The following is a 12,800-nucleotide window of genomic DNA, read 5'->3' on the forward strand; positions in this document are numbered from 1 at the left end:
TTATAATTACATGGGGTAATTCCCCAAAAGTGGTAGGGCTAGTGTAGAAGAGCTGTTTTGGAGAAAAATTGATGTATTTAGGTTTTTGCTCCGGTAATGCATATAAGGGCATAAAAATTATAGGTTATGTGACTGCAATCACGGCAGCGGAGGTTTTACTTAATAAGGCTGTTAGCCTGACTTGTTAAGGGGCTGTTGCATGCCATTAGATCGGTCAATAAATGGCTTTGTCTTGACGTTTTTTTGCTTTGTAATACGACAAATGCTTGCTTCATCAATGAGTATTGAAAGCGCTAGGATGGGAGATGCTCGACGATACAACGAAGGTAACAATCTCTGGGCAAAAAGCGGCAAACTTGGTACTTTCGCTGCACTTGAATTGGGTGAGAACTAACTATGCATACTGATTGGCAACCAACCGCATCGATTTTACAACTTCGACAACGAGCGAAGCTTATCAATCAAATTCGTCATTTCTTTGCAGAGCGTGATGTATTGGAGGTGGATACTCCGGCGATGAGTCACGCCACGGTAACAGACATTCACTTACATACTTTCCAAACTGAGTTTGTTGGGCCGGGGTATGCTGACGGTAGTAAGCTCTATTTTATGACCAGTCCTGAGTTTCATATGAAGCGCTTACTTGCGGCGGGAAGTGGCTGTATCTATCAGATCAATAAAGCATTTCGTAATGAAGAGAATGGCCGCTATCACAACCCAGAATTTACCATGCTTGAGTGGTATCGAGTTGGATTCACTCATCATAATTTGATGGATGAGATGGATAAGTTGCTTCAGTTAGTTCTCGCTTGTGGTGATGCTGAGCGGATGACTTATCAACAAGCGTTTATCAACGTGCTAGGCGTATGTCCGCTTGAAGCAACGATGACGGAACTCAAATTGGTTGCGAGTAGGCTGGGGTTAAGTGATATCGCTGAACCAGAGCAAGATCGAGACACACTATTGCAGCTTCTGTTTAGCATTGGTGTTGAAAGCAAAATTGGTCAACAAGTTCCAGCGTTTGTCTACGATTTTCCTGCCTCTCAAGCGGCACTCGCTAAAATTAACCTCGAAGATGATCGTGTTGCTGACCGATTTGAGGTTTACTTTAAGGGGATTGAGCTTGCTAATGGTTTCCATGAATTGGACGATGCTAATGAGCAACTGAAACGTTTTCAACAAGATAATAGTAAGCGTATTGAAATGGGCTTAGATCCTCAGCCTATCGATCATCACTTGATCGCAGCTTTAGAATCAGGCCTGCCGGAGTGTGCTGGTGTCGCTTTAGGTATCGATCGGCTGATTATGTTGGCGATCGGATGTGATCATATCGATCAAGTCACCGCGTTTCCATTCCCACGCGCTTAGCGATTTGTGCAACAGATTCCTATTCTGAGAGCATTTGACTCGCCTAGGCCCGGTATCCTCGCTATACTCCCAATCTGAATTTTTAGTCTAGAGCTGCCAAAGCCTTCTTAACTGAAGCAGCAGCTCTATTATCAAAGAGCACAGGACATGCAAGAGTACATCGCATTTTTTCAAGAGAACATGATTCTATCGCTGGTATGGGTCGGTCTTCTCGTCGCCCTTATCATGAACATCGTTAAGTCTGCTACGGCAGCTTACAAAGAAATTACCGCTAATGAAGTCACCACATTAATGAACCGCGAGAATGGTGTGGTTGTTGATATCCGTACTCAAGATGAGTTCCGTAAAGGTCATATTACCGATGCAGTTCACATTTTGCCGTCAGATATTAAAGCGGGTAACTTCGGTAGCCTTGAAAACCGTAAATCTGACCCAATTATCGTAGTATGCAAAACAGGTCAGACAGCGCAAGAGAGTGCGAACCTTCTAGCGAAAGCAGGTTTTGAAAAAGTAAACTTGCTTAAAAACGGTCTGATTGCTTGGAATGAAGCGAACCTTCCATTAGTGAAAGGTAAGAAGTAATTCAGGCGACTCATACTTGGAACGCTGATTGAAAAGTCAGCGTTTAACACTGAGAGATGTGAAGACTTCCACGCTTTTGTGTGGATTCCTAGTCAGAACAAGCGCTCTCGGTTAGTCTCGAAACAGACTTATCAATCAAGGATTAAAGGATTTTTAAAATGGCTGAAGCAGCACCACAACAAGAAGCTCAAAACTTCGCAATTCAACGTATCTTCCTAAAAGACGTTTCTTTTGAAGCGCCAAACTCACCAGACATGTTCCAAAAAGAGTGGAACCCAGATGTGAAACTGGACCTAGATACGCAAAGCCGTGAGCTAGCAGAAGGTGTGTACGAAGTCATTCTTCGCCTAACAGTAACGGTTAAGAATGCTGAAGAAACCGCATTCCTATGTGAAGTTCAACAAGGCGGTATCTTTACAGCAGAGAAAATGGAAGCTGGTCAGCTTGCACACTGTTTAGGTGCATTCTGCCCGAACATCCTATTCCCTTACGCACGTGAAACTATCTCAAGCCTAGTTGTTAAAGGTACGTTCCCACAACTAAACCTAGCGCCAGTAAACTTTGATGCTCTGTTTATGAACTACCTACAGCAACAAGCTCAGGCTGAAGGCCAAGCAGAAGCTTAATTCACTGACTCTGTTTCAGAGCGGTAATGAAATGCACAGAGCATCCTCGTCTTGATGCACTGTGCATTTTTTATTTCAACTGGGTTCGAGTTTAGCTGTCAGTATCCTCGATGGGTATTTACAACTGAATTCTAGTCACTTAAACGACAATCAGGCGGAACAATGACAGATAAAAAGGCAAACAATGCTTACGGCAAAGAGATCTCGATGACAGTACTGGGTGCCGGCTCATACGGTACTTCTCTGGCTATCTCTCTTGCGCGTAATGGCGCGAATGTTGTGATCTGGGGCCATGAGCCTGAGCATATGGCGCGATTAGATAAAGATCGTGCAAACCACGAATTTCTACCCGATATCGAATTTCCTGATTCATTAATTGTTGAGTCGGATCTAGAGAAAGCGGTTCAGGCGAGCCGCGATTTATTGGTTGTGGTTCCAAGTCATGTGTTTGGCGTTGTGTTGAATAACGTGAAACCTTTCTTACGTGAAGATACGCGCATTTGTTGGGCGACCAAAGGGCTAGAGCCGGAAACAGGACGCTTACTCAAGGATGTCGCGGTTGACGCCTTGGGTGAAGGGTACTCGCTGGCGGTTTTATCGGGTCCGACGTTTGCTAAAGAACTTGCGATGGGCATGCCGACTGCGATTTCTGTCGCGTCACCTGATGCAGAGTTTGTGGCCGATCTGCAAGAAAAAATTCACTGCAGCAAAACATTTCGTGTTTATGCCAACAGTGACTTTATTGGCATGCAGTTGGGCGGTGCGGTGAAAAACGTGATTGCGATTGGCGCAGGTATGTCTGACGGCATGGGATTTGGCGCGAATGCGCGTACCGCGTTGATCACTCGTGGCCTTGCAGAAATGAGCCGTCTAGGCGCCGCGTTAGGAGCGCAGCCGGAAACCTTTATGGGCATGGCAGGGCTTGGCGACCTTGTATTGACGTGTACTGATAACCAATCGCGAAACCGTCGTTTTGGCTTGGCATTAGGTCAAGGTAAAGATGTGGATACTGCGCAGACTGAAATTGGTCAGGTTGTGGAAGGATACCGCAATACAAAAGAAGTCTATTTGCTGGCTGAGCGTGTCGGTGTCGAGATGCCAATTGTTGACCAAATTTATCAAGTATTGTATCAAGGAAAGGATGCGCGCTCGGTAGCGAAAGACCTATTGGCTCGCGATAAGAAAGCCGAAGTATAAATCGCTACGGTATAAAAAAGTAATACTGTATCTAGAAGCAAGGATTGGGTACTAGGAAGCGACATGAAACATTGCGAAAAACAGAAAGTCTGGCAAGCCATTGTTCGAGAAGCGAGAGATTTGTCAGAACAAGAACCTATGCTAGCAAGTTTCTATCATGCCACCATCATCAAGCATGATAGCCTCGCCTCAGCATTGAGTTATATTCTGGCCAACAAGCTTAATACGGCGTCAATGCCTGCGATGGCAGTTCGAGAAGTGGTTGAAGAAGCGTTTAATGCAGATCCAAAAATCACTGAAGCGGCGGCCTGTGACATCTGTGCAACGGTTAATCGTGACCCAGCGGTCGCTATGTATTCAATGCCTTTGCTGTACCTTAAAGGTTACCATGCCCTGCAAGGCTATCGAGTGGCGAACTGGTTGTGGAAGCAAGGACGAATCGCGCTCGCTACCTATTTACAGAACCAAATCTCCGTCGCTTGCCAAGTGGATATCCATCCTGCTGCTCGTATTGGTCGCGGTATCATGCTCGACCATGCTACAGGCATTGTGATTGGTGAAACGGCTATTGTTGAGAACGACGTATCAATCCTTCAGGATGTGACCTTAGGTGGTACAGGTAAAGAATGCGGCGATCGTCACCCTAAAATTCGTGAAGGGGTAATGATTGGTGCTGGGGCCAAAATTCTCGGTAACATTGAGGTCGGAGAAGGCGCGAAAATTGGTTCTTGTTCCGTTGTACTTCAGCCTGTGCCTGCCCATACCACGGTGGCGGGGGTTCCGGCCAAGATCGTAGGTCGTCCGAAAACAGATAAGCCTTCTCTGGATATGGATCAGCAGTTTAACGGTAAGTCACAAAGTTTTATCGGTGGCGATGGTATCTAGAAAAAATCTAGGGTTAAAGAATAATGCCAGTTGTGAAAGCAACTGGCATTGTTGTTTTTAAGCGCTTTAAAACTCCAGTAGAGAGAGGTGGTCTTCAATAGGCTTAGCGCCGTGGTACATGGGATTAGAGTTGAGGTATCCAAGCCGATTCTCTCTGAGGGTTACCTCTTGCTTGGCATCAAGGAATGCTTGGAAGAAGGAGTGTGTTTTGGTCAGGTTGTTTTTAAAAAACGCCTCACCAAAGAACGTGAATTCTGCGGTGTTGGTACAACCAAACGACGGATGATAAGGGTCAGAGGCGGTAATGATTAAGGTATTTAGATCGGCAAGTTCGTTGACAAAACTACCCGAGAAGCACGCTGATACAACGATGACGCGCCACTTTATTTGCGATTCATCTAAGATCGATTTCAGTTCGCGTGGCGAGATGGTTTCATTATGATTCGGCCCAAAGCTGGCGTTCAACCCATAGCGATATTCACCGTGCCCGGTCATAAAGAGAAAGAGTATGTCGTTGTCCGTATCCATCTGTTGGCCGATGTCATTTAAACTGGCTGAAAGGTTCGTGGAGGTCGCCATAGGGTAGCTATCTTGCGTCTGCTTATTATTGACCAGTAAGAGAGAGCGTCCCTGAGTGGCAAAGTTTTGATCAAACAGCTTCTGCACATAAGTGACTTCTTTCATGAACACGTCTTGATGTGAATTAGCGGCAAAACCGACAAAGTACATGTCAACCTTGTCAGGCGATTGCGGCGCGAGTTGCTCGTTTTGCTGTGACACCATAGTCGGTTGGGCATCGAGCAACGCTTGGTTCGCACAGCCAGTAAGCAGTAAACAATATAAGGCGATGATGAATGATGGCGATGTTAGCCGCGGCATAATAGTTCCTTTTAATATGACTCTAAGTGAATAATGGCGTGGCTTTGGGGTTAATAGGAAATGGTCTTATAAACTTGCGATAAGTTTCAAAAATAAAAAGGTCGGTAGAACAAAATAAAAAAACCGAGCCAGTAAGCTCGGTTTGTATCGTTTATTCGCTCGGGGCCATTAGGCCATTGCAGTAAGCTCTGCAAGGACTTCGTCTGCCCACTCAATCCAAGCTTGGCGGACTAATAGGTTACGACGAAGAGTCAAACGTTCTAGACGCTGCTGTTTGTCCAGTGTTGATGGCGTTGAGTAGTACGCGTTTTCAATCTCTTGATAGTGAGCGACTAACTTACGAGACTCTTCTACAAGCTCAGCGAGTTGAACACGGTAAGGTGATGCAGGCTGTACAGCACAAGCCATAAGCTTAGCAGAGAACTCATCACGCACTGTTGGGTGCGCAGTGGGTTGGTCGAACCATTCACCAAGCGCAGTGCGGCCAGCGTCAGTGATTGAGTATACTTTGCGATCAGGTTTGCCTTCTTGAGGCTCAAGTACGCAGGTCACAAGCTCATTTTGAGCCATTTTATTCAGTTCGCGATACACTTGCTGGTGGCTAGCTTTCCAGAAGTAACCGATAGTTGCAGAAAACTCTTTAGTGATATCATAGCCAGTAGCATCGCGCGTGCTTAGTACTGTCAGGATAACGTGTGGTAATGACATGTCTTCAATCCAAATGGTCAATAAACTTCAAAATTAATCTGCTTAGGTACTGTTGTGCTTCTATGGCACTTAATAATCAGTGGAATACCTAATAGGTAACCTTAAGCAGCACCAACATCATGTTGGTCATGTCACCTTAATAAAGCCGTTTATCACCTAGATCGAATCACAAGGAATCGAGGTAGCGTATGCTTGGGTTAGTTATATGTGCATACAGCGGACGAGTAGTATATCTAAATAATAAGCATAAAGTGGAATAGATGGACAAAATATACCAAAAAACTGATAATTTTCTCAATAATTGGATTTTTTAGGGTTTTATGTTTGTCTGGTGGGTATAAATGTCAATGTTTCGGAGCTTTGTTTGGCGTTGTTCAATCCGTATAGTGTTAAATAAAAAGGCTGACGTATGTGTCAGCCTTATTCATTCGCGGTGTTTAACCCGTGTTACGCATGCCAGCAGCAATACCTGCGATGGTGACCATTAGTGCTTCTTCCAGTTCCTCTGTCGCCGCTTCTTCGCTTTGACGGGTACGATAAAGAAGTTCAGCTTGAAGCATGTTCAATGGCTCAACGTAGATATTACGTAGGCGAATAGACTCTTGGCCCCAAGGGTCGCTTTGCATTAAGTTCTCATTGTTTTCAACATTCAGAACCGCTTTAATGTCTTCTTGCAGCTGGTTACGTAAGCGATCGCCAAGCGGCAACAGTTTCGGGTCTGCGAGACGTTCGTCGTAGTAGCGAGAGATCTCAATGTTACACTTAGTGTATACCATCTCTAACATACCCAAACGCGTTGAGAAGAATGGCCATTCACGACACATTTCTTCCAGTAGAGCTTGGTGGCCTTTGTCTACCGAATACTGAATTGCTTCACCAGCACCCAACCATGCTGGCAGAACCAGACGGTTTTGACTCCAAGAGAAGATCCAAGGAATGGCGCGTAAACTTTCTACGCCGCCTTTAGGGTTGCGTTTTGCTGGGCGAGAGCCAAGTGGCAGTTTACCTAACTCCAGTTCAGGCGTTGCTTGGCGGAAGTAAGGAACGAAATCTGGTTCCCCGCGAACAACGCTGCGATACGCTTCACAGCTTACTTCAGAGAGTACGTTCATTAGGTCACGCCACTCTTGCTTCGGCTCTGGTGGTGGCAGTAGGTTCGCTTCTAGAATCGCGCTGGCGTAAAGGTTGAAACTGTTCACAGCCACTTCTGGTAAACCAAGTTTAAAGCGAATCATCTCACCTTGTTCTGTAACACGTAGCCCGCCTTTTAAGCTCTTTGGTGGCTGTGAAAGCAGTGCAGCGTGTGCAGGCGCACCACCACGACCAATCGTGCCACCACGGCCATGGAATAGGGTCAGTTCAACGCCTTCTTCTTCAGCGACTTTAACCAAAGATTCCATTGCGTGGTATTGGGCCCACCCCGCAGACATCACGCCCGCATCTTTGGCTGAATCTGAGTAACCAATCATGACCATCTGGTGGTTTTGGATAAAGCCACGATAGAGGTCAATGCCCATTAGCTGTTTGATTACCGACTCTGCGTTATTCAAATCGTCGAGCGTTTCGAACAGCGGACAAACGTCCATGCGGTAAGGACAGCCAGATTCTTGCAGCAGTAGGTGAACCGCGAGGACATCAGACGCCGTTCTCGCCATTGAAATGACGTAAGCACCAAAGGCTTCACGAGGTTGAGCTGCAACAATTTTACAGGTATCCAATACTTCTTTAACGGCTTCCGATGGTTGCCAATCTCTCGGTAATAGAGGACGCTTAGAAGCCAATTCATTGGTTAGGAAGGCAACTTTGTCCTGCTCGCTCCATTGGTCGTAATCGCCAATACCCAAATAACGAGTTAGCTCAGAAAGTACATCTGAGTGACGAGTACTTTCTTGGCGGATATCAAGACGAACAAGGTGCACACCAAAGGCTTTGATTCGGCGTAGTGTATCCAGCAAAGAGCCGTCGGCAATGATACCCATGCCGCACTCATGCAGAGATTGGTAACAAGCGTATAAAGGCTCCCAAAGCTGTTCAACGCGCTGCAACGGCGCTTTTACTGCCAGTTTTTGGCCGTTTACTTTCGCGTCTAGGATCTCTTTGGTTTCCGTAAGCAGACTACGTAGTTGCTTTAATACAGCGCGATAAGGTTCATGTTCATCTTGGCCAGCTAACTGGCGAATCGCGTCATTACACTGCGTCATCGACAATTCGCTAACCAACTCATTCACGTCGTTTAGGTAAAGATCGGCGGCTTTCCAACGCGACAGTAGCATCACTTCACGGGTGACGGTATGAGTCACAAATGGGTTGCCATCTCGGTCTCCGCCCATCCAAGACGAGAAATGTACCGGTCGAGCATCGATCGGTAAGCCTTCACCTAAATAGTCTTTTAGGCGGACATCCATTTCACGTAGAAAATCTGGAACGGCTTCCCACAATGAATTTTCAACGACAGCAAAGCCCCATTTTGCTTCATCGAGTGGCGTAGGGCGTTGCTTACGGATAGTGTCTGAGTGCCAGCTTTGGGCAATAAGTTGCTCCAAGCGGCGTTCTGTTTTCTGGCGTTCTTTCGCTGACAGATCACCAAGCTCTAGCTTAGAGAGACATTTATTGATTTTGACCAACTTGTTGATCATTGTGCGACGGGTGATTTCGGTCGGGTGCGCTGTCAGCACCAGCTCAATATTCAATTCACGAACGGCTTGAGCGGTATCCAACTTGCTGATGTCATTTTGACCTAGCTTGGCAAACAAGGTGTTGAGCGCATCGGGTTCACAAACGTGGGCATCGCAGTGACGTGAGATTGTGTGGTACTGCTCAGCCATGTTCGTTAGGTTGAGGAATTGGTTGAAGGCATGGGCAACTGGCGTCAATTGCTCATTAGGGAGGTTCTTAATTTCCTCAATCAGACTTTCACGGTCAGCTTGATTACCAGCTAGGGCGGACTTGGAAAGCTTACGAATCGTTTCTACTTTTTCCAGTAGCTCGTCACCATGTGCGTCCTTGATGGTGTTACCGAGCAAGTGTCCTAGCATGCTCACATTGCTTCGGAGAGCAGAGTATTTCTCATTCATTGTCATCCTGCCTTGTAAAAAAATTACATCCAATGTTCTTTTGTTAGGCAAACAATCTAGCGAAAAATGTTGTGCCGAGTCAATTATCGCAGGCAAAGTTTGCAAATATTGTGCAAATGAATGTATCTCAAGTAAGCAACCAGTTGATATCAGGCGTGCTGAAAATTTATTACAAAATGCGACTCGGTGAGTTTGAAATTATTGCGCGTTGCCAAATTAGGCTTTCAAGGGGAGTGTATGGTGGGAGGAAGCGCAAAGCACGCCTCCTCGCACCTGTTTAGTTAAAACAGTATTGGTACATGGCTTTTGATAAAACGTTGATCGTTGGATCGATAAATTCAAACGCAAGGAATTCATCTGGCTGATGGGCTTGATCAATAGAGCCCGGGCCTAGCACGAGGGTTGGACAAAGCTGCTGTAAGAAAGGTGCTTCTGTACAATAGTTGACGGTTTCTGATTCAACACCACAGATTGCCTCAATCCCTCCAATAAACGGATGGTCATGTTGGCATTCGTAGCCCGGTATCGGTTCATGCAGTGGGGTGATTTCTATTCTGCCTGGCCACTTGGCTTCAATTTCCTTTAAGGCGCCTCTTAGCATGTTATCGAGTCCATCTAAGCTGATCCCTGGCAGTGGGCGAACGTCGTAATGCAGTTCGCAACAGCCACAAATACGATTGGCACTGTCTCCGCCGTGAATATGACCTAGATTTAAAGTCGGGCTCGGAATGGCAAAGCCTGGATGATGATATTCTTTAATCAACCTATCACGCAATTGCATTAAGGCGAACAGAACCTCGTGCATGATTTCTATTGCGTTGACCCCAAGTGCTGGGTCAGATGAGTGACCGGACTTACCCGTGACGCGCACTGCATTGGCGACATGACCTTTATGGCCTCGAATTGGAATCAAGCTGGTGGGTTCGCCAATTATGCAGTAATCCGGCTTAAAGGGGGCACTTTCAGTAAAATGGCGCGCGCCGAGCATTGTAGTTTCTTCATCGCAAGTGGCGAGCACATATAAGGGCTTAGTCTGTTTACTCCAGTCGACCTTTTTAACGGCTTCGATAATAAAAGCGAAGTAGCCTTTCATATCCGCCGTGCCTAGCCCATAAAACCGGTTATTCGCTTCTGTCAGTGCATGAGGGTCGAAATTCCAACGCCCTTGATCAAAAGGAACAGTATCGCTATGACCCGCCAGTAGTAACCCACCTTCACCATTGCCTTTTTTAGCAATCAGATTGTATTTGCCGCTTTCAACCTGAGTCAGTTCAACACTAAAGCCGACATCTTTTAACCAGCCTGCCAACTTTTCAATCACTTGCGCGTTACCTTCATCCCAACTCGGGTCTGTCGAGCTAATCGAAGAGGTAGAGATTAGGCCTTGGTAGACCTCTTTAAAACTCGGTAATTGCATAATTAGTTTGCTTTCCCTGTTGACATAAATCAATTAAGAAGGTAAAACACATAATAAATCACTTTTATTGAATAAAAAACCGATAATTGCGATGTTTTTGTAAATTTATAGTCATCATTGAGATGGCTAATTATAAAGAAAATGGATGTCGAAATGCTAAAAACCACAATCATTGGCGCAAGCGGATATACCGGAGCAGAGCTGGCGCTTATGGTGCAAAAACACCCACAGCTTACGCTATCAGGTTTATATGTATCCGCCAATAGTCTTGATGCTGGTAAAAGCATTTCTGATTTACACCGTAAGTTGGCTGGATTAATTAATGAGCCAGTTCAACCACTTAAAGATATTGAGCAAGTGGCAAAAAACAGTGATGTGGTGTTTTTGGCTACGGCACATGAAGTGAGTCATGATCTTGCTGCGACGTTTTTACACCATGGTTGTCAGGTGTTTGATCTTTCCGGAGCATTCCGAGTTAAGAAAGAAGGATTCTACCGAGAGTTCTATGGCTTCGAGCATAACTATGAGAATTTGCTGGATATTTCTACTTATGGGCTGGCGGAATGGAACAGCGCAGCGATTAAGCAAGCACAACTTATTGCCGTTCCAGGGTGTTACCCAACAGCGTCTCAACTTGCGATTAAACCGCTGTTAGAAAAAGGGTTAGTGGATGAGCTGCAATGGCCTGTGATTAACGCAACCAGCGGAGTTTCGGGGGCAGGTAGAAAAGCGTCTATAACGAACAGCTTTTGCGAGGTGAGCTTACAACCATATGGCGTGTTTAATCACCGTCACCAACCTGAGATCGCCAGTCACCTAGGCAGAGATGTCATTTTTACACCTCACTTAGGTAATTTTAAACGTGGCATTCTAGCTACTGTGACCATAAAGCTCGCTGCTGGCAGTACAGCAGAACAGGTTGCTGAAGCATTTCACAGCGCATACCAAGAGTCAGCGGCAGTGCGTTTACTGAATAACGCCATGCCTTCAATACAAAATGTTGAAAATACGCCTTTCTGCGACATTGGCTGGAAGGTTCAGGGCGAGCACGTCATCGTAGTCTCTGCGATTGATAACTTGCTTAAAGGTGCATCAAGTCAAGCGATGCAATGTTTAAACATCCACTACGGATTTCCAGAGTTAACTGCCCTTATTTAGGCAACCAGCCTAAGCAAGTCGGTAAAGGGAAAAGTAATGACAGATAACAAAACTACTCCATTAGTGATCAAATTAGGCGGTGCTGCACTGTCTTGTACTGAGACGCTTAGCCAGGTATTCGGCGCCATCGCGAATTATCAAAAGCAAGCTCAGCGACGAATCGTGATCGTCCACGGAGGAGGTTATCTGGTGGACGATCTGATGGACAAGTTGCAACTCGAAACCGTTAAAAAAGCAGGGTTACGTGTCACGCCCTACGATCAAATCCCGCTTATGGTTGGAGCGCTAGCCGGCACTGCTAACAAAATGCTGCAAGGTCAAGCAATTAAAGATGGCCTTAACGCCGTTGGTTTAAGCTTGGCTGACGGTGGCTTATGTCAGGTGGTAGAGCTGGATCCTGAGTTGGGTGCCGTTGGCAAAGCGAGCCCAGGTAGCTCTGAAGTGCTCCAAGCAATATTGGCAGCGGGGGCTTTGCCTATCATCAGTTCCATTGGTTTAACAGAGCAAGGCCAAATGATGAATGTCAATGCGGATCAAGCTGCAGTGGCCGTCGCAGGTGCTCTAGATGCTGAGTTGGTGCTGCTTTCTGATGTGAGTGGTGTTTTAGATGGCAAGGGTCATCTTATCAAAAGCTTGGATGAGCAAGAGGCGCAAAGTCTTATTCAAGGCCAAGTGATCACCGATGGCATGATCGTCAAAGTTAACGCGGCGTTGGAAGCGGCAAATGACCTAGGCCGACCAATCGAAGTCGCCACATGGCGCTACCCAGAAAAATTGGTTGAGCTGTTTGCAGGCCAAAGTATTGGCACTCAGTTTTTACCTAAGCAGTAAATACATAATGAATTCGCTTGAGGGCAGGCAGCGCTCAAGCAGCAGAATAACTAAGAAGTAACCCGTAGCACTGAC

11 protein-coding genes are annotated in these 12,800 nt (G+C 46.1%); 7 read left to right on the top strand and 4 right to left on the bottom strand.

Annotated elements, in window-relative coordinates; translation table 11 throughout:
- Positions 1–396 precede the first annotated feature (396 nt).
- From epmA to cysE, 5 genes are all read left to right on the top strand, one after another.
- The gene (gene epmA / locus RH45_RS12600; protein WP_008077719.1) at positions 397–1,368 is read left to right on the top strand and encodes an elongation factor P--(R)-beta-lysine ligase; all 972 of its coding nucleotides are present in this window, start codon (positions 397–399) and stop codon (positions 1,366–1,368) included.
- 147 nt (positions 1,369–1,515) lie between these two features.
- Positions 1,516–1,950: a rhodanese-like domain-containing protein gene (locus tag RH45_RS12605; RefSeq protein ID WP_008077720.1), complete on the top strand. Its 435-nt coding sequence runs from the start codon at positions 1,516–1,518 to the stop codon at positions 1,948–1,950.
- Between the two features lie 158 nt (positions 1,951–2,108).
- Complete coding sequence (gene secB, locus RH45_RS12610; RefSeq protein WP_008077721.1) at positions 2,109–2,576, top strand: protein-export chaperone SecB; 468 nt, start codon at positions 2,109–2,111, stop codon at positions 2,574–2,576.
- 162 nt (positions 2,577–2,738) lie between these two features.
- Positions 2,739–3,773 carry an NAD(P)H-dependent glycerol-3-phosphate dehydrogenase gene (gene gpsA / locus RH45_RS12615; RefSeq protein WP_008077723.1) on the top strand — a complete coding sequence of 345 codons (1,035 nt, stop codon included), beginning with the start codon at positions 2,739–2,741 and terminating at the stop codon, positions 3,771–3,773.
- Positions 3,774–3,836: 63 nt separating this feature from the next.
- Positions 3,837–4,658, top strand: a complete 822-nt coding sequence (gene cysE / locus RH45_RS12620) for a serine O-acetyltransferase (protein ID WP_008077725.1) — start codon at positions 3,837–3,839, stop codon at positions 4,656–4,658.
- Positions 4,659–4,724: 66 nt separating this feature from the next.
- Here the strand turns inward: cysE and RH45_RS12625 are convergent, their stop codons facing one another.
- The 4 genes from RH45_RS12625 to argE form a co-directional block, all read right to left on the bottom strand.
- Complete coding sequence (locus tag RH45_RS12625; protein ID WP_008077727.1) at positions 4,725–5,537, bottom strand: C13 family peptidase; 813 nt, start codon at positions 5,535–5,537, stop codon at positions 4,725–4,727.
- 168 nt (positions 5,538–5,705) lie between these two features.
- Complete coding sequence (locus RH45_RS12630) at positions 5,706–6,245, bottom strand: PadR family transcriptional regulator (protein ID WP_008077730.1); 540 nt, start codon at positions 6,243–6,245, stop codon at positions 5,706–5,708.
- Positions 6,246–6,682: 437 nt separating this feature from the next.
- The gene (gene ppc / locus RH45_RS12635; RefSeq protein ID WP_008077732.1) at positions 6,683–9,319 is read right to left on the bottom strand and encodes a phosphoenolpyruvate carboxylase; all 2,637 of its coding nucleotides are present in this window, start codon (positions 9,317–9,319) and stop codon (positions 6,683–6,685) included.
- 277 nt (positions 9,320–9,596) lie between these two features.
- Positions 9,597–10,736 carry an acetylornithine deacetylase gene (gene argE / locus RH45_RS12640; RefSeq protein ID WP_008077734.1) on the bottom strand — a complete coding sequence of 380 codons (1,140 nt, stop codon included), beginning with the start codon at positions 10,734–10,736 and terminating at the stop codon, positions 9,597–9,599.
- A gap of 153 nt (positions 10,737–10,889) precedes the next feature.
- Between argE and argC the strand changes: the two genes are divergently transcribed.
- Positions 10,890–11,894: an N-acetyl-gamma-glutamyl-phosphate reductase gene (argC, locus tag RH45_RS12645; RefSeq protein WP_008077736.1), complete on the top strand. Its 1,005-nt coding sequence runs from the start codon at positions 10,890–10,892 to the stop codon at positions 11,892–11,894.
- Between the two features lie 36 nt (positions 11,895–11,930).
- Entirely contained in the window at positions 11,931–12,725 is a 795-nt protein-coding gene (gene argB / locus RH45_RS12650; RefSeq protein ID WP_008077738.1) for an acetylglutamate kinase, read from the top strand.
- Positions 12,726–12,800 lie beyond the last annotated feature (75 nt).

Origin of the sequence: Vibrio sinaloensis DSM 21326 (assembly GCF_000189275.1) — a bacterium.
GTDB classification, from domain to species: Bacteria; Pseudomonadota; Gammaproteobacteria; order Enterobacterales; family Vibrionaceae; genus Vibrio; species Vibrio sinaloensis.